The organism is Burkholderia diffusa (assembly GCF_001718315.1).
In the GTDB taxonomy this organism is placed as follows: Bacteria; Pseudomonadota; Gammaproteobacteria; order Burkholderiales; family Burkholderiaceae; genus Burkholderia; species Burkholderia diffusa_B.
On sequence record NZ_CP013363.1, the window covers coordinates 617,219 to 642,100 of the forward strand.

Consider the following 24,882-nt stretch of genomic DNA (forward strand, 5'->3'; position numbering starts at 1 on the left):
TGTCTTTTTTCGCTCGATCCCACGGTGATTCCGCATTCGTTCCTGCAGGATTTGCTGAACCGCGTCGATATCGTCGACGTGGTGGGCCGGTACGTGCAGCTCAAGAAGGGCGGCGCGAACTTCATGGGGTTGTGCCCGTTCCATAACGAGAAGAGCCCGTCGTTTACCGTCAGTCCGACCAAGCAGTTCTATCACTGCTTCGGCTGCGGCGCGCACGGTACGGCGATTGGTTTCCTGATGGAGCATGCGGGGCTCACGTTTCCGGAAGCCGTGCAGGAGCTCGCGCAATCGGTCGGGCTGACCGTGCCGCATGAGCCGTCGACGCGCGGCGGAGGTGGAGGGGGCGGTGGCGATTACCCGGCGCCCGTGTCGAAATCGGTCGCGACCGCGCTGTCCGACGTGATGTCCGCGGCGTGCGACTACTACCGCAAGCAATTGCGCGGCGCGACGGTCGCGATCCAGTATCTGAAGAACCGGGGCCTGACCGGCGAGATTGCTGCGCGCTTCGGGCTCGGTTATGCGCCGGACGGCTGGCAGAACCTCGAAGCCGCGTTCCCGGACTACCGCGACGACTCGCTTGTCGAATCAGGGCTCGTGATCGTCAGTGAGAAAACCGATGCGCAGGGCGTCGCGCGACGCTACGACCGGTTCCGCGAGCGGATCATGTTCCCGATTCGCAACGTGAAGGGGCAGGTGATCGGGTTCGGCGGGCGCGTGCTCGGCAGCGGCGAGCCGAAGTACCTGAATTCGCCCGAAACACCGCTGTTCAACAAGGGCAGCGAACTGTACGGGCTGTTCGAGGCGCGCCTCGCGATCCGCGAGCGCAAGTACGTGCTGGTCGTCGAAGGCTACATGGATGTCGTCGCGCTCGCGCAGCTCGGCTTCCCGAACGCCGTCGCGACGCTCGGCACGGCGTGCACGCCGATTCACGTACAGAAACTGCTGCGTCAGACGGATACGGTCATTTTCAGCTTCGACGGCGACTCGGCCGGCCGGCGCGCGGCGCGCCGCGCGCTCGAGGCGTGCCTGCCGCATGCGGCGGACAACCGGACGATCCGATTCCTTTTCCTGCCGTCCGAACACGATCCGGACAGCTACGTACGCGAATTCGGCGCGGACGCGTTTTCCGAGCAGGTCGAGCGCGCGATGCCGCTGTCACAATTTCTGTTGAACGAAGCAATTGCCGGCAAGGCGCTCGACCAGCCGGAAGGTCGAGCGAAGGCGCTGTTCGATGCGAAGCCGCTGCTGCAGGCGTTGCCGGCGAACGCGTTGCGCGCGCAGATCATGCACATGTTCGCCGACCGACTCGATATCCCGTTCGAGGAAGTCGCGGGGCTGTCGGAGGTCGATGCGCGCATCGCGGCGCCGGCTCGCCAGGCGCCCGCGCGCAGCGAGCGGCGGCGTGTGACGGACAGCGAAAAGCGTGCGTTGCGTACGCTCGTCATGCATCCGCGAATCGCGTCGCAGCTCGACGACGAACAGCTTGCGACCCTGCACGCGCTGCCGCGGATCGGCGAGCTGTTCGCCGAAGTCGTCGAGCATGCGCGTGCGCTGGGCGACGGTGCGGAGTTCCGGCTGCTGTCGGATGTCCTGCGGGCGTCCTCGAACGGCGCGACTTACGAGGAAATCTTCCGCGAAATTCTGGACTATGATGAAAACGTCCGCGATTTGCTGTTACAGAATCCGGAAGACGAGACGGTGCCCGAGCGGCAGCGTGAACAGGAACGGATCGCGGGGGAGGAGCTGCAGGCCGCGGTGCTCAAGATGCGCTATGACGCCTGCTGTGACAGGCTCGATCGGCTTGCGCGGCAATCCACCTTCACCCCCGAGGAACTGGCTGAATTGACGGAATTGAACCGGCAGCGAACCGACATGAAGCGTCGGCTCGGGCTGTAGGCGGCCTGGGCGTCAGGAGAGGACGTCCCAGCGTGCTATAATATAAGGTTTCCAGCGGTTTGTTTTCTAAGCAGAGGCGAGAATCGCGATGGCAAAGACGACAGGCGGAAAGAAAGCAACAGGCAAGGGCTCGACGGAGCCGACCACGAAGGTCACAGCGGCCAAGTCTGCTTCTTCCACCAGGACAACGTCTTCAGCCACGTCAGCCCCTGCAGGAAAGAAAACCGCGGCCGGCACTGCTCAGGCTGCGCCGGCGCCGGCAGCCAGAACACGGGCTGCCGCCAGACCCGACTCCGGGCCGGCCAAGCCGGCGGCGAAGCGGGCAAGTGCGAAAAGCGCAAGGGACACGACTGCCGCCGCGGACGAAACGGCAGTACGTACTACTCATGCACCCACGGTTCAACCGGCTGTCGTCCAGCAGCCGCGAGTCGATATAGCCGGTACGGCGAACTCCATGACCAAAAAGCTGAACGAAGTATCCGTCGATGACGACGCAAATCAGAGCGACGAGCAGCCCGCAGCCGCGGCTGCCCCGGGCAAATCCAAGGTGCGCGATCGTCGCGCCAAGGAAAAGGCGCTGCTGAAGGAAGCGTTCGCGACGAGCACGCCCGGCACGGCCGAGGAGCTCGAAGAGCGCCGCGTGAAGCTGCGCGCGCTGATCAAGCTCGGCAAGGAGCGCGGCTTCCTCACGTATGCCGAAATCAACGACCATCTGCCGGACAACTTCACCGAGACTGAAGCCCTCGAAGGCATCATCGGCACGTTCAACGACATGGGCGTGGCGGTTTACGAGCAGGCGCCGGACGCGGAAACGCTGCTCCTGAACGACAACGCGCCGGCCGCGTCGTCGGACGATGAAGTCGAGGAAGAAGCGGAAGTCGCGCTGTCGACCGTCGATTCGGAATTCGGCCGCACGACCGATCCGGTCCGGATGTACATGCGCGAAATGGGCACGGTCGAGCTGCTCACGCGCGAAGGCGAAATCGAGATCGCGAAGCGGATCGAGGACGGCCTGCGCCACATGGTGATGGCGATTTCCGCGTGTCCGACGACGATCGCCGACATCCTCGCGATGGCCGAGCGCGTCGCGAACGAAGAGATCCGCGTCGACGAACTCGTCGACGGCCTGCTCGATCCGAATGCTTCGGATTCCGCCGATACGGACGGTTTCTCGGCGAAGGAAGCCGAAGCGATCGAGAACGAGGACGAGGAAGCCGAAGAGGAAGAGGAAGAAGAGGAAGAGGAGGACGATGACGGTGCCGCTCAGGCAACCGCCAACGCCGCCCAGCTCGAAGCCCTCAAGCGCGCATCGCTCGAGAAGTTCTCGCAGATCAGCGAGTGGTTCGACAAGATGCGCCGCGCGTTCGAGAAGGAAGGCTACAAGTCGAAGTCCTACCTGAAGGCGCAGGAAACGATCCAGAGCGAACTGATGACGATCCGCTTCACCGCGCGTACCGTCGAGCGTCTGTGCGACACGCTGCGTGCGCAAGTGGACGAAGTGCGCCAGGTCGAGCGTCAGATCCTGCACATCGTCGTCGACAAGTGCGGCATGCCGCGCTCGGAATTCATCGCGCGCTTCCCGGGCAGCGAGACGGATCTCGACTGGGCCGAGAAGATCGCGGCCGAAGGTCATTCGTACAGCGCGGTCCTGTCGCGCAACATCCCGGCGATCCGCGAACAGCAGCAGCGTCTGCTCGACCTGCAGGCGCGCGTCGTGCTGCCGCTGAAGGACCTGAAGGAAACCAACCGCCAGATGGCGGCCGGTGAACTGAAGGCACGGCAGGCGAAGCGTGAAATGACCGAGGCGAACCTGCGTCTCGTGATCTCGATCGCGAAGAAGTACACGAACCGCGGCCTGCAGTTCCTCGATCTGATCCAGGAAGGCAACATCGGCCTGATGAAGGCGGTGGACAAGTTCGAATACCGCCGCGGCTACAAGTTCTCGACCTATGCGACGTGGTGGATCCGCCAGGCCATCACGCGCTCGATCGCGGACCAGGCGCGCACGATCCGTATTCCGGTTCACATGATCGAAACGATCAACAAGATGAACCGCATCTCGCGGCAGATCCTGCAGGAAACCGGTCTCGAGCCGGATCCGGCAACGCTTGCCGAGAAGATGGAGATGCCGGAAGACAAGATCCGCAAGATCATGAAGATCGCGAAGGAGCCGATCTCGATGGAAACGCCGATCGGCGACGACGACGATTCCCATCTCGGCGACTTCATCGAGGACAACAACACGGTCGCGCCGGCGGATGCCGCGCTGCATGCAAGCATGCGCGATGTCGTGAAGGACGTGCTCGATTCGCTGACGCCGCGCGAGGCGAAGGTGTTGCGGATGCGTTTCGGTATCGAGATGAGCACCGATCACACGCTCGAGGAAGTCGGCAAGCAGTTCGACGTCACCCGCGAGCGGATCCGTCAGATCGAGGCCAAGGCGCTGCGCAAGCTGCGTCACCCGAGCCGTTCCGACAAGCTGAAGTCGTTCCTCGAAGGGAACTGATTTCCAGCGTCCTACTTGCGAACGCCGCCGGTATCCGCGTGATGCCGGTGGCGTTTGTCCTCTTTGGCGTCTTTGTTGTTACAATGCCGGCCCGGCTTCGTTGCCGGAGTGGCGTGTAGCACACGTTGCTTCTCGTCTGGGCCCCTAGCTCATGCTTGGTTAGAGCAGCGAACTCATAATTCGTTGGTGCCGGGTTCGACTCCCGGGGGGCCCACCAGATTCGCTTCCAGGGTAATCCGGGGAAGTCTCGAAACCCGCGACGCCGCAAGGCTTCGCGGGTTTTTCTTTTGTATGCTGCCTGAATGTGTCGCGCGTGTTGAGTGCGTTCACGCCGGCGTCGCGTGTCGCATCGCCGCCACCGGGAAAACGCGCGGGGCGTGCCGTCCCGCTATCAATCGAAGTATGCTGTAGCGCGGTCGGCGCGCACGATCGAGAATCGTCGAGCGCGCGAACCGCAGGCCAGCGCCGTGTTCCGTCCGGCAGCCACAACAAACACAACCAGACTTCGCCCGACGGTGGGGGCGGCCATCATGATCATGTTGCGTTCGTGGAGTGCGATTCTGTCGTTGCTGATGCTTGCCGCGTGCGCGAGCCTGCCGCCGCAGACCGGTCGCGCGCCAACGCATGCATTCACCGATACCGAAACCACGCGCCTCGGCATCGCGTTCCGCCAACAGGCCGCCGCCCATCCGGGGCAGGACGCGTTTCACCTGCTGCGCGATCCCGTCGATGCACTCGATGCACGCGTGCTGCTCGCCGATCGCGCGGACCGCTCGCTGGACCTTCAGTACTACATCTGGCACGACGACCTGACCGGACACGAGCTCGCGGACGCGATCATCCGTGCGGCCGATCGCGGGGTTCGTGTGCGTGCACTGCTCGACGATCTCGGGACGAACGCGGACGATCGCAAGCTGCTCGAGATCAGCTCGCATCCGAACATCGAGATCCGGCTCTTCAATCCGGTCGCCACGCGTCACTTCAAGAAGATCGGCACGGTGCTCGAATTCTCGCGTGTGAACCGGCGCATGCACAACAAGGCGATGATCGCGGACAATCAGGCGGCGATCGTCGGCGGCCGTAATATCGGCGACGAGTATTTCGGTGCGTCTTCGATGCTGGAGTTCGGCGATCTCGATGTGGTCGTGCACGGCCCCGTCGTGCGCGACATCTCGACCGAATTCGATACGTTCTGGAATTCGCCGTACGCGTATCCGATCGATGCGCTGGTCGGGCACGACGCCGCCCCGGACGGCCTTGACCGGGAGCGCGAACGGTTGCGCGATTACCTGCGCGCGATGGAGGACAATCCGTACGTGCTCGAAGCGCGACACAGGCTCGATCAGATCGTGCATGGCGATGGCACCGAGTTGTCCTGGGGGCAGGCGACGGTCCTGTACGACGATCCGGCGAAGATCGCGCGCTCGCCGAAGGACAGCGACGGGCACCTGATGCCCCAACTGCGCGCACTCGCACTGCGGCCGGAGCAAGAACTGCTGATCGTGTCGCCGTACTTCGTGCCGGGCAAGGACATGGTCGAACGGCTGCACGCGCTCACGGCACGCGGCGTGCGCGTAACGATCCTGACCAACTCGCTCGCATCCACCGACGTCGCGGCCGTGCATGCCGGCTACCGGCGCTATCGGAGTGCGCTGCTGGAAGCCGGCGTGAGGCTTTACGAACGGCGGCCGTCAGGCGACAAGAGCATCTCGAAGCAGGTCATCATCGGCTCGTCGCGTGCTTCGCTACATGCGAAGACCTATGTGTTCGATCGCAAGAGCATTTTCATCGGTTCAATGAATCTCGATCCGCGCTCGTTGAACCTCAATACCGAGATCGGTGTTTACTGCGAGAGTCCCGCGATTGCGACGGAGGTCGCGATGGACCTGGAGCCGCGCCTCGATCGAATCGCGTGGCGCGTCGAATCTAGGACCGACCCGACCGGGAAGACGCGGCTCAAGTGGATTCAGACTGACGCGGACGGGAAAGTGACCGAGCTCGATCACGAACCCGAAGTTTCGGCGGCGCGGCGCATGGAAGTGTGGTTTCTCGGCTTGTTTCCGATCGAATCGCAGCTGTGATGCCGGCTTGCTCGCGGCTACCGTGTGCGCGTGTGCCGACGCACTGTCGATCTGGACGCGGTGCGCGCGGTGACGCTGATGCGGCTCCGGGCGCGCAAAACGATCCGCACCCGGAACCGCGCCGCTCATTGCACGATCAGCGCGCGAAATCAGACGTGCTCTGGATGAACGCGTTCAGCTTCGAGATGTTCACGCTGCCGAAGCCCGTCGTCGCGTCCCAGCCGGCCTTCGCCTTGTAACCGTACGTGCCGCTGCCGTTGTTGCCGGACGTCACGTCGTGCACCAGCGCCGCATTGCTCGGGAAGTACTTGTAGATGCTCGACGCCGGGAAGCCGAGCGCGTTGTTGTTGGCCGATTGCAGTCGCGCCCAGATGCCGGTGAAGATCGGCGCGGCGAGGCTCGTGCCGCCTTCGTTGTTCAGGTAGCCCGAGCCCCACAGCGTGTCGGACGTCTGGCCGTTCACCACGAGGATCGCGCCGGTGCGCAAGTCGGCGTCGAAGCCGACGTCCGGCAGCGCGCGCTTGGTCGACCCGGTGAGGCTGGACGATTGCCACGACGGCGCGGCTTCGTACTTGCTGTAGCCGCCGCCCGTCGACCACACGGTGCCTGGCTGCCAGCTCGGATCGTTCCACACGATCTCGCTGTTGTACGCGTTGGTCGACGTATTGGTGAACAGCGTCGTGCCGCCCACCGCGATCACGTACGGCGACGTCGCGGGCTCGCTCACCGTGTAGGTCGAGCGCGACGGCGTGCCGCTCGCGCATTCGTACGCGCCGTGGTCGCCGGCCGATACGGAGAAAGTCTGCCCTTGCGCGACGGCCTGCTTGAAGATGGTGTCGTCGGTCGCCTGCGAGCCGGTGCTGTACGCGGACGATTCGCACACGCCGAGCGACACGTTGATGACCTTCGCGACGTTGTCGCTCACCGCCTTGTTGTACGCGGCGGTGATCGCCGTGAGCGTCATCGACGGTGCCACGTAGAACACGACCTGCTTCACGCTGCCGCCGGCGGCGCCGACGATCGACTGGCTGTCGAGGTTCCACTCGACGGTGCCGGATGTATCGGTGTACGAACTGCCTGACGGACCCGTCTGCACGACACTGCTGCTGATCGTGCCGAGACCGTTGTTCGCGGCGAACGTGTTGAGGTCGTTGACCGTCTGCGACAGGTCGCCTTCGGAGATGATGCCGACGGTGGTCTGCGAGGCCGTCGGCGTGCCGTCGCCGCCGTAGAGCGACGAGAATTCCGTCGGGTAGTGCGGCACCGCGGATGCGCCTGCCGGGATCGTCAGGTTGCTGGTGTTGCCTTGTGGCTGGCTGCCCGCGCCGGTATGCATGAGCTCGACGTTCTGCAGGCCCAGCACGGCGCCGACGATGCCGCCGATCGCGTTCGGCACCTGCGCGGCATCGGTGTTTGCATAGACGCTGCGGCCGTTGCGGGTGAAGCGCTTGAGCGTCGTGCGGAACGCCGATTTGACCGTTGCCGCGGTGCCCGACGCGGACACGAGCAGGCGGTTCGGCGCGACCACGATGTTGACGAAGCCGGCCTGGCGCAGGTGCGCGACGACGGAGGCGACCTGCTGGTCGGTCGGCGCGTATTGCGCGGCAAACTGGGCCGACGTGAGGAACTGCTTGTAGTGCGGCGAGCCGGGGGTATGCAGGTCGTGCAGGTAATGGTCGAGTTGCGCTTCGTTGCGCAGGTTCAACCCGAGCACGATGTCGATGGATTCGCCGGGCGCCATCTCGGTGGCAGCCGCGGCAGCGGCGGCAGTGCTGGCTGCCGGCGCAACGGCGGTACCGCTGCTTTCACCCTGCTGGACGAGCGGAAGGAATCCCTTGGTGCGCGTTTCGGTCCAGCCGGCGGCCGGTGCGGCATGGACGGCCGTCATGCCGAACGAAGCGGCCGCTGCTGCGGCGAAGGCGAGCTTGACGATGCGGATGTGTTTTTGTTTCTTGTCTGCAACCTGATTCATTTTGAATTACCCCTCCGGTTGAACATCGAACTGCACGGACAACAACGGTCGACGGCGGTGCGGATCGTGCGCCGCCGATATCCGTCGCGCTCACGCGGATGGCGCGGACGCGACGGGGCCTTTCGCCCGACCGGGAAGGTGGTGATCCTCCGGGGGCGAAATGTTGGAATGCTCGGTAAAGGAGGCGCTGCGAATCGGCCGCGCCTGCAGGCCTGATGCAGGCGGGATGGCTAGAGCAACAGTTTCGGTGTCCTGCTCATCTGATTCGGTCCTCCGGCCTGCTGCCGGACGGCAGCTGCCCAATGAGTGCATCGGGATGTTGCATGCGCCAACGGGGGAAGCGACGGTCGGCGGCGAGAACTTCGGTATGGCAGAAACGAGATGCGTCGAGCAGGAACGATTGCGTGCGTTGCAATTCGTCGGATTGCTTGCATCGGACGGTATCAAGAACGAAAGTTCGGTGTCAAACTTTTTCTGATTATATGAAACAAAGTTAAATGCAATAAGATGAAATATTTTTGAAAAGTCAGAAGGTGTTTTGTAATAGTCAACCCGGAAACCGGGTGCAATCGCGGCTTCGTCCGCCGGATAATTCGCGATTCGATTCGTAATAAACGAACCATATTCGAGAAATCATTCGAATCTCCCGCCCCCGTCTTTCATCGTGGCGCGCCGGTTTCGACGCGCGCCAGACGCGTCGGCGAATCGACCTGATCCGATCGACGATGCGCGAAGCCGGACGGGCCGGCGAACGCGGCGAAGCGCGTTCAGCGCGCGAAGAAAACCGCCGTGCGTTGAGCGCGGCTGTCTGTTGTTCGATGGCGGGGCTCGGCGCGACGCGACGCGCGGTGGCCGGCCAGCGGCATCCGCACGATCAGTCGGGCTTGCGGTCCGGTGCAGCGGGTGGTGGCGGCTCGGCGGCCGGCGTGCCGACGGCATGGCCGTCGCTGTTCCCGGGCGCCACGGGTCGCGAACCATCGTCATACGCGACGAGGCTGCGCTGCGGATTCGCGATCCGGATTCCGCGCTCGCGGAACAGCACCGCGATACGCCGGTTGAATTCGCGCTGCACGCCCCAGCGTGCCGAGTCCTTGCACTGGATCTGTCCGGCCAGCGCGATCGTCGCGCCGTCGACCTGGTCGATGCCCCAGTAGCTGAAATCCGACAGGATGCCGTCCTTGTAATTCGGATCGTCGCGCAATGCGGCGCCGATCTCCTTCAGCGTCGCGATCGCGAGATCGATGTCCTGGCCGTATGCGATGCTGACCTTGACGGCGGCGTTGCCGAGCCCGCGATTCGTGTTGTTGACGGTCGTCACCGAGCTGAACGGGATCGTGTACAGCGACCCGTCGCCCGCGCGAAGCCGCACGGTGCGGATCGACAGGTATTCGACCGTGCCGGACACGCCGGCGAGCGTGACCCAGTCGCCCACCTGCATCGCATTCTCCATCAGCAGGAAGATCCCCGTGATGAAATCCTGCACGAGCTTCTGCGAGCCGAAGCCGAGCGCGACGCCGAAGATGCTGGCGCCGGCGAGCAGTGGACCGATGTTCACGCCGATTTCGCTGAGGCCCGTCAGTACGACGACGAGCGCGATCATGATGAACAGCAGCGAACGCAGCATCGGCAGCAGCGTGCGCAGCCGCGCCGCGCGCACGAGGTTGCCTTCGCGCGTCCACTGCTGCAGGCGGCGCTCGATCGCAATGTTCGCGGCTTCCCATACGATCAGCGCGACGACGGCCGCGATCGCGATCGTGATCAGCGCCGACGCGAGCCGATGGCCGATCGTACCGGTCTGAAACGCGTGGAAGATCGGCACGCCCCAGATCTGCAACAGCAGCACGACGGTCACGACGGCGATCGCCGCCGACACGATCTGGCGCACCAGCGGGTAGTAGCGGTACGCGTGCAGGTGGACCAGCGTGCGATCGTCGTCGCGGCGCTGGAACAGTCGCGCGAGCGCGCCGAACACCACGATCGACACGATGCGCATGCCGATCATCACGGCGATCGAGCGGCCGCCGAGCGTGATCAGCACGCGGTAGCCGTTATGGACGTCGAGCGCCCACACGAACCACAGCGCCATCACGACGAACACCGACACGGGCGCCCACGCGTCGGCGAGCGCGTTGCCGACCATCGCAAAGGCCGGCCGATCGTCGCCGGCCGCGCGGATGCGCGCGGCGACCGGCTGGCGGCACCGGAGAATCAACGCCGAGACCATCAAGTGGCCGACGAGCGCGACGGCCTTCAGCAACGCGACGTGACCGGCGTCGCTGAGGCCGAAGCTCGCGGCGATCTCGACCGCGGCCGTGCAGACGCCGACGACGATCACGATCCGGGCGATCGAGCGCTGCGCGATCGCGGCCCACGCATCGCTGACGTGCAGGAGCCGCAACTGCCGCGCATCGGGCTGGAAGAACAGCCGGCTGACGATCGTCACGAGGCGGCAGATCACGTAGATGTCGATCAGCGATTCGAGTGCGGATTCGGTCGGCGTGCCGGCGCCGTCGAGCACCGACATCGTCAGGCTCGCGACGCCGACGAACACCAGCAGCGGCACCACGCGCAGCGCGAGGCTGACCAGCGCGCGCGGCATCCGGCGCAGCAGCGTGGTGTGGCGCCGCGCATGGCCGCGGCCTTGCGCCGACGTATCGGGCGCGGCGGTGCTGGCGGTGCTGGCGTCGGCCGACGCCGATGCTGATGCCTCGGGGTCGTCCGGCCCGGCTGGCTCGGGCTCGGCCCGGCGCGACGATTCGGCACGACGCGTGCTCAGGGCGGCCAGCGCGCGTCGCAGCAGCCGCTTCGCGAACCATTCGATGATGAACGCGGGCGCGAGCACGGCGAGGATGACCAGGATCGCGCGCGTGAGATCCGCGCGTTCGTCTGCGCGTACCAGCCGCTCATGCCACCAGACGCCGACCGAGCCGACATCAAGCAGTGAGCGCAGCGATTCGTTCAGCGCGCCGCCGATTTCGCCGGCCCAGCGTGCTCCCTGCCGGACGAGCATCGACGCGAGCCCGTTCGTTGTGAGCGTGGCGGTGGCGGCCGACGCCGCGCTGGCCGGTGCCGCGGCGCTCGCTGGAAGCGTGGGCGTGCTGAGCACGCCGACGGCGGCGATCGCGCGCAACGTCGTTTCGACCTGTTCGCGCTCGCGCGGATTTTGCAGGACGGAAAGGGCCTGCTGCGCCTGTTGCGGCGTCAGTGCCGGCGCGGCGCCGGAGGCGGCCGATGCGGCAGCTGGTGCAGGGGCAGCCGCGTGGGCGATCGATACGACGGCGGCGAGCAGCCAGCCGAGCAGGAAGTGTCGCATGAGTAGGCATGCGGGCGCGCATCGAAATGTGGCCCGCCGGTCTGGACGATGGACGGAAGTTAACATGATCGCGAACGGACCCGAATAGTTCCGTGGACAAATATTCGAACCGGGCATGCTGGGCGGCGCGGCCTGTGTCGCGTGGCAGCGACGGCCAGACTAGGAACGAAACGTGCTAGCCGGCACACACGATTCGGTGTAAACGGCGATTGCGGCTACATGCGTAAAACTCTGGATTCCTGATGAATCAGCGCTGCTCGTCGTGAAAGACCGGCAGCACGTGCTCCGCGATTTCCTCGATGATCTCGCGCACGGGCCGGTCCGAGCCGGGATTCAGCGTGACGTGGTGCGTGCCGGCTGCGCGCATGGCCTGCAGGATGCCGACCAACGCGTTGCGTCCGGTCGCGTAGCCGAGCGGCAGCGCGCGGGCCGGCGCATCGCGATTCGCATCGAGATCGAGCCGCATCGACACGCCGAACGCGCGAAAGCACGGTTGTGCGAGCCGCTCGACGGCCGCGCGCCACATCGAATAACGCGCGCGCTGCGTGTCAGGATCGCGGTGGTACGTCATCCAGCCGATCGCGTTCCGTGCAATCCAGTCGACGCTCTGCCCGCCGGAGCCGACCGCGAGCATCGGCACCGCGGCATCGCTTCCCGGCAGCAGCGTGAAGTCCGGCGCGTCGGGCGGCGTTTCGTCGGGCAGCACACGGGACGGCACGCCGAGCGCGGCCGCGACGACATCCCAATGACGTCGATACCGGACGCGCCGCGTTTCCGCATCGACGCCGAACGCCGCATATTCGGGCGGCCGGTCGCCGGAACCGAGGCCGAGGATGAAGCGTCCGCCGGACAGCGTCGCGACCGACAGCGCGCCTTTCGCGATATGCAGCGGATGACGCAGCGGCAGCACGATCGCGCCGCTGGCGAGCGCGATACGGCGCGTGCGCGACGCGAGCGCACCGAGCAACACCCACGGATCGAGGTGTCCGACCGGGTCCGGATAGTCGGCACTGTTCAGCGGGACGTCGCGAATCCACAGTGCGCGAAAGCCGAGCGAATCTGCCAGCGCCGCGAGTTCGAGCTGCTCGTTGAAATCGGCGATGGTCCGGCCGCTGCGCAGCAGCGGCAGCGTCAGACCGATCGACAGCCGCTCGGCCGAGAAGACGCGTTGCGCGACGTCGGCGCGGCCGGAAGCGGGCAGGGGCATGTCCATTCCTTGAAGACGCGACGAAGCGGGCGCGCTTCGTGCGGTGTTTGCATGCTAACGCGTTTGCGCGACGCCTGCGACGCGCGGCGAGCGATACACGGCGGAATCGGCGCGGGCGCGGTTCCGGCATGCTTGGGATGGTCGAGCGCGACGGTTGCCGCGTCGATGCCGCCGAACGACGCGTGAAAGTGGTCGAAGCCGGTCGTCGGCCGCATTCGGATCACGCCGCCGGCAGCCAGGACGCGCTCATGTTCGACGTGCACGTTCGCTCACGCATGCGCGACCAGGGGCAGGGCGATTGCAAGCATATCGTCGTCGTCCTGCAGCTCCGAACGTCTCGCCGGCACACCCATTACATTCCTGCAACACTGGCGCCGCGCTTGTCCGCGCGAACGCGCTGGCCGTTTCCGATCGTTTCACTTTCGAAACGTTCACGCATTTCTGTCGCCGCCCGATCTGCATCAGGGTCACTTCACCGGCCGCGAGGCCTTGCGCCGCGAAGCATGGTGCGCTCCTTGCATATCTGTATGCGCCGTGAGCGCGATTGCCGGCGCAGTAGGGCCCGGCTGTCGCTTCAGTGGGTCGACGCCTAAAAGACGGGGACAAGAGAATGAGAACAGACCGAATCGCAACGTGTCGTGTTGCAAACATGAATCGCCGACCTGCCCGTGAATTCGCTTCGCCGTTGATTGCGGTGACATGAGCGTGCGGCTTTTCGTTTCATCCGAACAATTCGGGTTCGTTCCGAACGACGACGTGCAGGCGTGACGCACGAGGCCGACCGGTGCCAGTCGGCCGTCGGGGAACCGCCCGTGCACGCAGATGGGCAATCATGAGTTCCGGATCGTCATGCCGGCGCGCGAAACGCACGCGTGCCGCGCGCAACGCATGCGTGCGCATGCCGCACGCGGTGCCGCGCGGCGATCCGCCCAACATCAGGAAATAGAAGGTGTAGTCCAGGGGAAAGGTCCGCCGGCCGCGCCGCGGTGGATCCGACGACATTGTGCTGTCAGTTGATCCACTACCCCGATGGATCAATTGTTGAAGCGCCCATCGCCATGTGGTCGATGGGCGTCTTTTTTGTTGCACCGGTGTCGCACGGACCGCAGGCCCGATTGCGCGGCGTTCTGTATCATGTGCTGGCGCGCTGGCCGCGTGGCTTGCCATCGCGCCCGATCACGCGCCGCCAACATGAATGACATCGCCTTGCCCGACCCCTCGTCCGCCAGCATCGATCCGGCCGCGCTCGATGCGCTGCACGCGTTCGTCGAGCGCCATCCGCGGTTGCTCGTGCTGACCGGTGCGGGCATCAGCACGGATTCCGGCATTCCCGGCTATCGCGACCGCAATGGTCAATGGATGCGCTCACCGCCGATCCAGCTCCACGAATTCCTCGGCTCCGACACCGCGCGCCGCCGCTACTGGGAGCGCAGCATGATCGGCTGGCCCGTGGTGGGCCGTGCGCAGCCGAACCGCTCGCATGTCGCGCTCGCGCGGCTCGGCGGCACCGGCCGGATCGAGCGCCTCGTCACGCAGAACGTCGACGGGCTGCACCAGCGTGCCGGCAGCGGCGACGTGATCGAACTGCATGGCGGCATCAACGCCGTCACGTGCCTCGATTGCGGCGCGCATCATGCGCGCGCGACGATCCAGACCTTGCTCGAAACGAACAATCCCGAGCTGCACGGCGCGCAGGCGGAACCCGCCGCCGACGGCGACGCGCACCTCGAATGGGCCGCGCTCGACACGTTCCGCATTCCAGTCGGCCCGGCCTGCGGCGGGCTGCTGAAGCCGGCGGTGGTGTTCTTCGGCGAGAACGTGCCGCGCGAACGCGTCGCGCTGGCGTCGCAGGCGCTCGATGCGGCCGATGCGCTGCTCGTCGTCGGCTCGTCGCTGATGGTGTATTCCGGCTACCGGTTCTGCGTATGGGCCCAGGCGCGGAACAAACCCGTCGCCGCGCTGAACCTCGGCCATACGCGCGCCGATCCGATGTTGACGCTGAAGGTGGAGGCGCGTTGCGCACCCGCGCTCGATGCGCTGAATGCGCGGTTGGGCGTCGACGGCGGCGCGCCGGAGTGCGCATCGTGACCGGGCCGGCGTCCTCGCCCGATCCGTCCGCGCGATTGTCGGCGCCGGCGGCCGAGCGCAATCGCGGCCCGATCCTCGACGTGTTGCGTCGCGTGCTGCCCGCCACCGGCGACGTGCTCGAGATCGCGAGCGGCACCGGGCAGCATGCGGTCCATTTCGCGCAGGCGCTGCCGGCGCTGCGCTGGCAGCCGAGCGATCCCGACGCACACGCGCGCCGCTCGATCGCCGCGTGGGTCGCGCATGCCGGGCTCGCGAACCTGGCTGAGCCGCTGGCGTTCGACGTGCGCGACGCGTCGTGGCCGGCCGCGGCGTTCGACGCGATCGTCTGCATCAACATGATCCACATCTCGCCGTGGGCTTGCACCGACGCACTGTTCGCCGGCGCGTCGCGCGTGCTGCGTCCGGGCGGCGTGCTGTTCCTGTACGGCCCGTATCGCCGCGAAGGGCGGCATACGGCGCCGTCCAACGAAGCGTTCGACCGGCAGTTGCGCAGCCGCGACCCGTCGTGGGGCGTGCGCGATCTCGAGGCGGTCGTCGCGCTCGGCCTCGACCGCGGGCTCGACTGCGTCGAGGTCGTCGAGATGCCGGCGAACAACCTGAGCGTCGTGTTCAGGCGCGTGGCGCACGCGGAGCAATGATACGCAAGCGCGCATCGCAGCCGGGTTTCCACTATCCTTTCGCCTGTGCGCGCGGCCCGGTTCGGGTCGCGCCCCGTTTTTTCCGGAGAATTGACTAATGGGCAAACAAGCAATCGGTGTGATCGGGCTCGCGGTGATGGGCCGCAATCTCGCACTCAATATCGAGAGCCGCGGTTACGCGGTGTCGGTGTACAACCGCAGCCGCGAGAAAACCGACGAACTGATCGCCGAATTCCCCGGCCGTAATCTGGTACCGACCTATACGCTCGAGGAGTTCGTCGCGTCGCTCGAGACGCCGCGCCGGATCCTGATGATGGTGAAGGCCGGCGAAGCGACCGATGCGACGATCGCATCGCTCAAGCCGCTGCTCGAGAAGGGCGACGTGCTGATCGACGGCGGGAATACGCACTTCACCGACACGATCCGCCGCAACCAGGAACTCGCGCAATCGGGCCTGCACTTCATCGGCACCGGCGTGTCGGGCGGCGAAGAGGGCGCGTTGCGCGGCCCGTCGATCATGCCGGGCGGCCAGCGCGACGCATACGACCTGGTCGAGCCGATCCTCAAGCAGATCGCCGCAAAGGCGCCGTCGGACGGCGAGCCGTGCGTCGCGTACATGGGGCCGGACGGTGCGGGCCACTACGTGAAGATGGTCCACAACGGCATCGAATACGGCGACATGCAACTGATCGCCGAAAGCTATGCCGTGCTGAAGGACGTCGCGGGCCTGACCAACGACGAACTCGGCGCGGTGTACACCGAGTGGAACCAGGGCGAGCTCGACAGCTACCTGATCGAGATCACGTCGAAGATCTTCGGCAAGAAGGACGAAGAAACCGGCAAGCACCTCGTCGATGTGATCCTCGATCGCGCCGCGCAGAAGGGCACCGGCAAGTGGACGAGCCAGAACGCGCTGGATCTGGGCGTGCCGCTGCCGCTGATCACCGAGTCGGTGTTCGCACGCGTGCTGTCGTCGCTGAAGACCGAGCGCGTCGCGGCCAGCAAGATCCTGTCGGGCCCGGCCGCCGCGTCGTTCGACGGCGATCGCGCCGCGTTCGTCGAAGCGGTGCGCCGCGCGCTGTACCTGAGCAAGGTGATCTCGTACGCGCAGGGCTTCGCGCAACTGCGCACGGCGTCCGAAGAGTATGGCTGGAACCTCGATCTCGGGACGATCGCGAAGATCTTCCGCGCGGGCTGCATCATCCGTGCGCGCTTCCTGCAGAAAATCACGGACGCGTACGCGAAGGATCCGGCGCTTGCGAACCTGCTGCTCGACCCGTACTTCAAGGACATCGCCGCGAATTACCAGGCGTCGCTGCGCGACGTCGTGGTGGCCGCGGTGAAGGCAGGCGTGCCGGTGCCGGCGTTCGCGTCGGCGGTCGCGTACTTCGACAGCTATCGTTCCGAGCGGCTGCCGGCGAACCTTGTGCAGGCGCAGCGCGACTTCTTCGGCGCCCACACGTTCGAGCGTACCGACAAGCCGGGCAGCTTCCACGCGAACTGGTCGTAACCGGCTGGCGAGGACGCCATTGTTGCGAAATTCTATTCCTTGAGTAGGGTTTTTCGTTCCCGGATCCCGGAATTGTTGGCTCCGAGGAAACAGTGTTTTCGTTCTTTCATGGTTTTCCCTAGGTGATCTCGGGACTAAACTTTGTTCAATCGCTGCAGACATGGTGTGTGCGGCGGAGCAAAAAAATCCCGGAGGTTAATCATGAAATCGCTGATCGCAACGTTCGCTGCTGCTGCTGTCCTCGCCGTTCCCGCCGTCTCGTTCGCCCAACAGAACGCGCCCGTCACCCGTGCGCAGGTGAAGGCCGAACTGGTCCAATTGCAACAGGCCGGCTACAAGCTGGGCAGCGACCGTACGGACTACCCGGCAGGTATCCAGGCGGCTGAAGCCCGCGTGAACCCGCAACAGAACGTGGCTGCCGCGGATACGAGCGGCTACGGTGCGCAACCGGCCGCCCAGCAGGAGTCGGGCGCTCCGGCTGCCGCCAAGACCGGCTGGCAGGTCAAGCGCGTGTCGGATGGCGCACCGGTCTACAAGGGTCGTTGATCGTCATCGAGCCCCGGCCGCAGGTGCGGCCTGATGTGACCCCACGCAGTACCCGCAGCCCGTTGTTCCGCATCACGGAACAACGGGCTGTTTTCATTGGCGGCGTCCCGCCGTGTCAATGCAGCGGACGAGGGCCGCGACCGATGTCCCGGAACAGCGCGTCGGCCGGCTCCAGCGCTTGCAGCCACGCCTCGTCGTATCCGCTCAGCGTGTCGAGTGCGTCGCGTAGCCGCTCGATCGCGAGTACCGGCAGCTCTACGCTGTGCCGGGTGGCGCCGCTCAGGTGTGCGACGCTCGCCAGCTGAACGAGTGCGTCCGCTGCTTCGGCGACGTCCGTCGCGAACAACAGATGCCGGTTAAGCAATTCGACGAGGCCGCTGGAACCGGCGAAATCCTCGGCATTGAGCTGCACGGACAGAAACGTCGGATTGTTCATGGTTTTCTCCTCGTTATCGCTGGATCGTGCGGTGCATCTTCGAGTATAGGAGGCGGCCGGCAGCGGGCCGGGGGAATCGGGAGCGGCACGGCTGGCGGCCGCGGAAAGGTGGCCCGAAGCCGCTCCGGACGCTCCGCGCGAAGCGGCTCGCGGCCCGCCGGCGTGCGTGTGCGATGCCGCAAGATTGTTGCCGGATCGGGCGCCTGTCGCGGTCCTGACCATGACAGATGGTATCTTTGACGGCCGGGACGACGCGAAAATGGCGCGAAAAAATGGGGCCGGTGAGCCCGTTCACGCCGACGTCCCGCTGTGGAAACTGACGGCCGCGAGAGCGGTCGGATACTGGTTGGTCCGGCCGCCCGGCCGGACATCGTGCGTCGCGCGCCGGAGGGCGGTGGGCGGCGCAACGACGCAAATCCGGGAGGACCCTTGAGAAAAACGATTCCAATCCACGATGCGCTGGCGCGCTGGCTGCCGCAGGCGGCGCTCGCTGCCGCGGCCACCGCGCTGACAGGTTGTACGATGACGCCGTGGACCGACAGCTGGCAGCCGGCACGACCGTCGACGTCGGCGTCGGTGGCCACGCCGGGCGTGATCGCCGGCTATTACCGCGTGAATCCGGGCGACACGCTCGCCGGCATCGCCGCCGCCTACGGGCAGCGCGTGCAGGACGTGGCCAGCTGGAACCACATGTCGCCTAATGACGCCGTGTCGCCCGGCCAGGTGCTTCGCGTCGCGCCGCCGCCTGCCGCGACCTCGCTCGGGCAGTCGCCCGCCGCAGCCGCGCAACCGGGCTCGCTGGCCTGGCCGGCCACGGGCATGGTCGCGACGCCATTCCAGGCCGGCAAGACGCGCGGCATCGTGATCGCGGCGACCGGGCCCGACCGTTCGGTGCGAGCCGCTGCAAACGGGCGGGTGGTCTATGCGGGGTCGGGCGTCAAGGCATACGGCCCGCTCGTGATCCTGAAGCACGACAACGGGCTCATCACGGCCTACGGACACAACGCCAGGCTGCTCGTCAACGAAGGCGACGCGGTGCGTGCGGGCCAGCCGGTTGCCGAGATGGGCACTGACGCGAGCGGTCGCGCGACGTTCGACTTCGAAGTCCGGCAGAACGGCAAGGTCGTCGATCCGATGAACTTCCTGCCGCGCAACGGCGGCTGACGCGCCGCGTCACGACGTGTGCGCCGCGCGGCGCACACGTTCTCGTCTTCACCCTTCCTTGAGCTCCGCGGTGCCGGACTGCCTCGCGTGATTGCCGAGCCAGCGAATGCCCAGCGCGAGTCCCGCCGCACCCAGCGCGATCAGCGAACACTGGATCGCGACCGGCAGGTACCCGTGCGGCCGCGGATCGACGAACGGGTAGGGATACCAGTTCTCCATCGCGCCGCGCACGAGCGTATAGCCGAGATAGACGACCGGAAAACCGAGCCACGCGAACGCGCTGCGCCACGCAATCGGCGAGCGGGGTTCCACGTACAGCCAGTCGCACAGCACCACGAATGGCACGATCCGGTGCAGGACCCAGTTATTGAGGGCCGGCGTGACGTGGCGCAACGCATCGAGCCGGGCGAGCAGCAGCTCGTAGACGATCGCGGTGATCAGCACGTAGAGCACGGCGGCGCCGCGCATCGATTCGTAGCGGGCCGAGCCGGGACGCGTGATGCGCGACAACCCCACGACCAGCATGCCCGCCGCATAGAGGCTGCTCAGTTGCGTGAAGTAGCTGAGGTAGTTGCCGAGATGGAAGGTCGGCATGTCCCAGTAGCCGGCGACGCTATGCAGCGTGGTCGACACCGCGAGCAACGCGGCGATCAGCCGGTAGGCCGCAACGAAGAACGCTTTGCTCATGATGCCCGCGCAACGTCGCACCAAAGCTTCATCCTGCCACAGCCGCGGGCACGCGCGATTCGGACTTTCCATATGACGGGCCAGTGGACGGGCCGCGCGGATTCTTCGGATATTTGATCCGGCCGCACAACGCCGGTCGCGCGTGAGGCTACAATCGGGGCAACCGCCGGGGCACCGGCAGCCGCGGCATGTGCCAGCCGCGTTTACCACACGAGAAATGACGAGACACAGCATGAAAAACATCCTCGCGAAACAGACGCGCTACAGCTCACCCGCGATCTTCTTCCACTGGGCCATCTTCCTGCTGGTAGCGCTGGCCTATCTGTCCATCGAGATACGCGGACCGAAAGGCAGTGACAGTCGCGTGTTCTGGATGAACGTGCACCTGCTTGCGGGCACCTTCGTGCTCGTGCTGTCGGTGCTGCGCGTGCTGTGGCGGGCGATCAGCCGCGTGCCTGAAGCCATTCCGCAGGCGACGCTGCTCAAGTGGCTGTCGAAGCTCGCGCATGTCGCGCTGTACGTGTTCATCATCGCGCAGCCGCTGCTCGGCATCATGATGGTCAACATGGGCGGCAAGCCGGTGTCCCTCGACTGGATCGGCGTGTCGTTCACGCTGTTCGGCCCGGACAAGGCGTTGCGGCCGACGATCAAGGAAGCGCACGAACTGATCGGCAACGCGTTCTACTTCGTGATCGGCCTGCATGCGCTGGCCGCGCTTTACCACCATTTCATCCGGCGCGACGACGTGTTGCGACGCATGGCGCCGTGATCGCCGCGCGCTGAAGCCGCGCAGAAGCCGGGGGGGCGCATGGTTGTATCGACAACCATGCGCCCCCGATCCGTTTACCGCGATGCGCGACTGGCCATCTCGGCGAACATTCTGTAACATCTCGGCTGCCTTTACATTCCGCTTTCGCATCGCCGCGCATGCTGCACCGACATCGTCACCTGACCGCCTGGCTCGGCGTGTTCGCGATCTGGCTCGCGATCGCGGCGCCGCTGGTGTCGCAGTGGCGCATCACGCAGGCGGCCACACCCGACGCGATCGTCTGCAGTGCAGAGCATGGTGCACACCGCGCGCCCGATGCGGGCCGTGCGCACGACCATGCACTCCATCTCGACGCGTGCGGCTATTGCGGCTTCTTCGCGCACAGTCCCGCGATCGGCGGCGTGGCCGCCGCATCGATCGCTTTCGTCCGCCCTCATGCCGTTTTCGCCGTCGCGCCGCACGCGGTCGCGGCACGCACCGACCGCTATCCGCGCGCCTACCCACGCGCACCGCCCGAGCGCGCCTGACGCGCTGTCTTCCGTTCCATTCATCGCCGATATCCGTGCGGTCCATCGAGGCCGCGTGGAGGGCGTCACTCGGGCTTTCGATCATGACCCTTCTTTCCTTGCGCGCGCCGAGGGCGGCGCGCCATTCTCGTGCGCGGCGCGTGCCACGCATGCTGAAACTCACCGTTCCCGCGCTGGCCGTCGGCGCGATGACCGCGGCGGCGGCCGCGACCGAATCCGCGCAGGCGGCCGGTGCGCCGACGGACGACGCGGCCGCGCTGCTGCCTCCCGTTGAAGTCGTTGCGTCTCCGCTGACGACGCCGCTCGTCGTCGTCACGGATCCGAAGACGCCGCGCCAGCCGCTGCCGGCGAGCGACGGCGCGGATTACTTGAAGACGATCCCGGGCTTCACTTCGATCCGCAGCGGCGGGACGAACGGCGACCCCGTGCTGCGCGGGATGTTCGGGTCGAGGCTGAACATCCTCGCGAACGGAATGCCGACGCTCGGCGCGTGCCCGAACCGGATGGATGCGCCGACCTCGTATATCGCGCCGGAAAGCTATGACAAGGTCACCGTCGTGAAGGGCCCGCAGACGGTGCTTTACGGCCCTGGCGCATCGGCCGGCACCGTGCTGTTCGAACGCGTGACGCCGCGTTTCGAGCGCCCCGGCATGCGCTTCGACGGCAGCCTGGTCGGCGGATCGTTCGGTCGCAACGATCAGAACGTCGACGTGACGGCCGGCACGCCGGACGTCTACGGGCGCGTGACCGCGAACCATGCGCATGCGCAGGACTACGAGGACGGCAACGGCAATACCGTGCCGTCGCAATGGGACAAGTGGAACGCGGACGCGGCGCTGGGCTGGACGCCCGACGATCACACGCGCGTCGAACTGACGGCGGGCACCGGCGACGGCTATGCGCGCTACGCGGGGCGCGGGATGGACGGCGCGCATTTCCGCCGCGAGACGTTCGGCCTGTCGTTCGACAAGCGGCATCTCGGCAACGTGCTCGACCGGATCGAAGCGCGCGTGTACTACAACGAAGCCGACCACGTGATGGACAACTACACGCTGCGGCAGCCCGACCCGACCAGCAGCATGCCGATGAGAATGGCATCCGAGGTGCGGCGCCGCACGCTCGGTGCGCGGGCCGCGGCGACGTTCCGTTTCGGCGACGACTTCAAACTCGTGACCGGCGTCGATGCGCAGTCGAACCGGCTCGATGCGCGCTCGGCGATGGGGCGACAGAACTACGGCGACCAGCCGTGGGATGCACAGGCGACGATGTGGAACGCGGGCGCGTTCGGCGAGCTGACGTGGTATGCGAGCGATGCGTCGCGCGTGATCGGGGGCGCGCGGATCGACTACGCAAGCGCGCGCGACAAGCGTGCGACGACGCGCGGGATGATGGGGAGCAAGCCGAACCCGACTTTCGACGACGATCGCGCGCGCGTGCTGCCGAGCGGCTTCGTGCGGTACGAGCGCGATCTCGCGGTACTGCCGATTACGTGGTACGCGGGAATCGGTCACGCGGAACGCTATCCAGACTACTGGGAGCTGTTCTCCGCGAAACGCGGGCCGGCCGGTTCGGTCAACGCGTTCTCGGCGGTGCAGCCCGAGAAGACCACGCAGCTCGACATCGGCGCGCAGTACAAGAGCGACCGGTTCGATGCGTGGGTGTCGGCTTACGCGGGCTATGTGCAGGACTACATCCTGTTCAACTACGCTGCCGGCATGATGGGCCCGACCACGCAGGCGACCAACGTCAACGCGCAGATCATGGGCGGCGAAGCCGGCGTGTCGTGGCGGCCGGTCGCACCGCTGCGCGTCGAGACGTCGCTCGCGTATGCGTGGGGGCGCAACGCGACGAATGGCGATCCGCTGCCGCAGATGCCGCCGCTCGAAGCGCGATTCGGGCTCGAGTACACGCGCGGCGCATGGTCGGCCGGCGGGCTGTGGCGCGTCGTTGCGCCGCAGCATCGCTATGCCCTGAACGAAGGCAATGTGGTCGGCAAGGACTTCGGTCCGAGCGCCGGCTTCGGCGTGCTGTCGCTGCATGCACAGTACAACGTCAGCAAGAAGGTGCAGATCTCGATCGGCATCGACAACGTGCTGGACAAGGCCTACACCGAGCACCTGAACCTTGCCGGCAACGCGGGCTTCGGCTATCCGGCGAACGCGCCGGTGATGGAGCCGGGGCGCACGGCATGGTTGCGTGTCAGCGCGAAGCTGTAACGCGCGGCGCGCGTGTGCGATGCAGCATGCGCGCGTGTGAACGCGGCCCCGCCCGAACGGGCGGGGCGCGTCAACCGATTAGAGAACCGTATCTAGTCAGGGCGCAAACGTTCGCGACTCGTGATTCACTCCCGCATTCGACGCATACGGTGTCCGCGACCGTTCGCGACCTGCCGTACGCGTCGATCCGATCTCATTCGCACCGGCAGCACAATAATCAGGAGAACATGCATGGCCAGATCGATGCGTTCCAGGGTGGTGGCAGGGGCAGTGGCTTGCGCGATGAGCGTCGCGCCGTTCGCGGGGACGACCGCGTTGATGATGCTCGCGGCGCCTCACGCGGCGATGGCGGCAACCGCGCCGGCGGACGACTACGCGGCGACGCGTTATCCGATCATCCTCGTGCACGGGCTGACCGGCACCGACAAGTACGCGGGCGTGCTCGAGTACTGGTACGGCATCCAGGAGGACCTGCAGCAGCATGGCGCGACCGTCTACGTCGCGAACTTGTCTGGATTCCAGAGCGACGACGGGCCGAATGGGCGCGGCGAGCAGCTGCTCGCTTACGTCAAGACCGTGCTCGCCGCGACCGGTGCGACCAAGGTGAACCTGGTCGGCCACAGCCAGGGCGGGCTCACGTCGCGCTATGTCGCGGCCGTCGCGCCCGATCTCGTCGCGTCTGTGACGACGATCGGCACGCCGCATCGCGGCTCGGAGTTCGCCGACTTCGTGCAGGGCGTACTAGCCTACGATCCGACTGGATTGTCGTCGTCGGTGATCGCGGCGTTCATCAATGTGTTTGGGATCCTGACGAGCAGCAGCAACAACACCAACCAGGACGCGCTCGCCGCGCTGAAGACGCTGACGACTTCCCAGGCCGCCACGTACAACCAGAATTACCCGAGTGCGGGTCTCGGCGCGCCGGGCAGCTGCCAGACGGGGGCGCCGACGGAAACCGTCGGCGGCAACACGCATCTGCTGTATTCGTGGGCCGGCACGGCGATCCAGCCGACCGTCTCTGCGTTCGGCGTGACGGGCGCGACGGATACCAGCACGATTCCGCTGATCGATCCGGCAAACGCGCTGGACCTGTCGACGCTTGCGTTGTTCGGCACGGGCACGGTGATGATCAATCGGGCCTCGGGCCAGAACGACGGGCTCGTATCGAAGTGCAGTGCGCTATACGGAAAGGTGCTGAGCACGAGCTACAAGTGGAACCATCTCGACGAGATCAACCAGTTGCTCGGTGTGCGCGGCGCGAATGCGGAAGATCCGGTCGCGGTGATCCGCACGCATGCGAACCGTCTGAAGCTCGCGGGCGTTTGA

At 66.0% G+C, this 24,882-nt stretch carries 17 protein-coding genes and 1 tRNA gene; 13 read left to right on the forward strand and 5 right to left on the reverse strand.

Going from position 1 to position 24,882, the window contains the following annotated elements; all coding sequences use genetic code 11:
- Positions 1–24: 24 nt before the first annotated feature.
- From dnaG to WI26_RS18250, 4 genes are all read left to right on the forward strand, one after another.
- Complete coding sequence (dnaG, locus tag WI26_RS18230) at positions 25–1,896, forward strand: DNA primase (RefSeq protein WP_069226735.1); 1,872 nt, start codon at positions 25–27, stop codon at positions 1,894–1,896.
- 88 nt (positions 1,897–1,984) lie between these two features.
- Positions 1,985–4,402, forward strand: coding sequence for an RNA polymerase sigma factor RpoD (gene rpoD, locus WI26_RS18240; RefSeq protein ID WP_081051568.1), 2,418 nt, complete (start codon positions 1,985–1,987; stop codon positions 4,400–4,402).
- 138 nt (positions 4,403–4,540) lie between these two features.
- Positions 4,541–4,619 (forward strand) — tRNA-Ile (locus WI26_RS18245).
- A gap of 313 nt (positions 4,620–4,932) precedes the next feature.
- Positions 4,933–6,483 carry a phospholipase D family protein gene (locus tag WI26_RS18250; RefSeq protein WP_069226736.1) on the forward strand — a complete coding sequence of 517 codons (1,551 nt, stop codon included), beginning with the start codon at positions 4,933–4,935 and terminating at the stop codon, positions 6,481–6,483.
- Positions 6,484–6,619: 136 nt separating this feature from the next.
- Here WI26_RS18250 and WI26_RS18255 read toward each other — a convergent pair whose 3' ends face one another.
- From WI26_RS18255 to WI26_RS18265, 3 genes are all read right to left on the reverse strand, one after another.
- The gene (locus WI26_RS18255) at positions 6,620–8,455 is read right to left on the reverse strand and encodes a S53 family peptidase (RefSeq protein WP_069226737.1); all 1,836 of its coding nucleotides are present in this window, start codon (positions 8,453–8,455) and stop codon (positions 6,620–6,622) included.
- An 874-nt stretch (positions 8,456–9,329) separates the two neighbouring features.
- Positions 9,330–11,768, reverse strand: coding sequence for a mechanosensitive ion channel family protein (locus tag WI26_RS18260; RefSeq protein WP_069226738.1), 2,439 nt, complete (start codon positions 11,766–11,768; stop codon positions 9,330–9,332).
- A gap of 247 nt (positions 11,769–12,015) precedes the next feature.
- Positions 12,016–12,975 carry an LLM class oxidoreductase gene (locus WI26_RS18265; RefSeq protein WP_069226739.1) on the reverse strand — a complete coding sequence of 320 codons (960 nt, stop codon included), beginning with the start codon at positions 12,973–12,975 and terminating at the stop codon, positions 12,016–12,018.
- Positions 12,976–14,166: 1,191 nt separating this feature from the next.
- On the opposite strand from WI26_RS18265, the gene WI26_RS18280 reads away from it, so the two are divergent.
- From WI26_RS18280 to WI26_RS18295, 4 genes are all read left to right on the forward strand, one after another.
- Positions 14,167–15,063 carry an NAD-dependent protein deacetylase gene (locus WI26_RS18280; RefSeq protein WP_069226742.1) on the forward strand — a complete coding sequence of 299 codons (897 nt, stop codon included), beginning with the start codon at positions 14,167–14,169 and terminating at the stop codon, positions 15,061–15,063.
- Complete coding sequence (locus tag WI26_RS18285; protein WP_069227773.1) at positions 15,060–15,701, forward strand: DUF938 domain-containing protein; 642 nt, start codon at positions 15,060–15,062, stop codon at positions 15,699–15,701. Before WI26_RS18280 ends, WI26_RS18285 begins: the two co-directional genes overlap by 4 nt.
- A gap of 97 nt (positions 15,702–15,798) precedes the next feature.
- Complete coding sequence (gene gndA, locus WI26_RS18290; protein ID WP_059450767.1) at positions 15,799–17,211, forward strand: NADP-dependent phosphogluconate dehydrogenase; 1,413 nt, start codon at positions 15,799–15,801, stop codon at positions 17,209–17,211.
- A gap of 201 nt (positions 17,212–17,412) precedes the next feature.
- Positions 17,413–17,757, forward strand: a complete 345-nt coding sequence (locus WI26_RS18295; protein ID WP_059466446.1) for a DUF4148 domain-containing protein — start codon at positions 17,413–17,415, stop codon at positions 17,755–17,757.
- Positions 17,758–17,872: 115 nt separating this feature from the next.
- Here the strand turns inward: WI26_RS18295 and WI26_RS18300 are convergent, their stop codons facing one another.
- Positions 17,873–18,193 (reverse strand): hypothetical protein, encoded by a 321-nt coding sequence (locus tag WI26_RS18300; RefSeq protein WP_069226743.1) that lies wholly within the window; start codon positions 18,191–18,193, stop codon positions 17,873–17,875.
- A 429-nt stretch (positions 18,194–18,622) separates the two neighbouring features.
- Between WI26_RS18300 and WI26_RS18305 the strand changes: the two genes are divergently transcribed.
- A complete protein-coding gene (locus WI26_RS18305; protein WP_069226744.1) occupies positions 18,623–19,357 on the forward strand; it encodes a peptidoglycan DD-metalloendopeptidase family protein in 735 nt (244 codons plus the stop codon).
- 48 nt (positions 19,358–19,405) lie between these two features.
- Here WI26_RS18305 and WI26_RS18310 read toward each other — a convergent pair whose 3' ends face one another.
- Complete coding sequence (locus WI26_RS18310) at positions 19,406–20,044, reverse strand: Pr6Pr family membrane protein (RefSeq protein WP_069227774.1); 639 nt, start codon at positions 20,042–20,044, stop codon at positions 19,406–19,408.
- Positions 20,045–20,276: 232 nt separating this feature from the next.
- Here WI26_RS18310 and WI26_RS18315 point away from each other — a divergent pair, with 232 nt between their 5' ends.
- The 4 genes from WI26_RS18315 (at position 20,277) to WI26_RS18330 (ending at position 24,882) form a co-directional block, all read left to right on the forward strand.
- Complete coding sequence (locus WI26_RS18315; protein ID WP_059466444.1) at positions 20,277–20,813, forward strand: cytochrome b; 537 nt, start codon at positions 20,277–20,279, stop codon at positions 20,811–20,813.
- Between the two features lie 158 nt (positions 20,814–20,971).
- A complete protein-coding gene (locus WI26_RS18320; protein ID WP_069226745.1) occupies positions 20,972–21,340 on the forward strand; it encodes a DUF2946 domain-containing protein in 369 nt (122 codons plus the stop codon).
- An 83-nt stretch (positions 21,341–21,423) separates the two neighbouring features.
- Positions 21,424–23,556, forward strand: coding sequence for a TonB-dependent copper receptor (locus WI26_RS18325; protein WP_069226746.1), 2,133 nt, complete (start codon positions 21,424–21,426; stop codon positions 23,554–23,556).
- 231 nt (positions 23,557–23,787) lie between these two features.
- On the forward strand, positions 23,788–24,882 hold the full coding sequence (locus WI26_RS18330) for a triacylglycerol lipase (protein ID WP_069226747.1): 1,095 nt from the start codon (positions 23,788–23,790) through the stop codon (positions 24,880–24,882).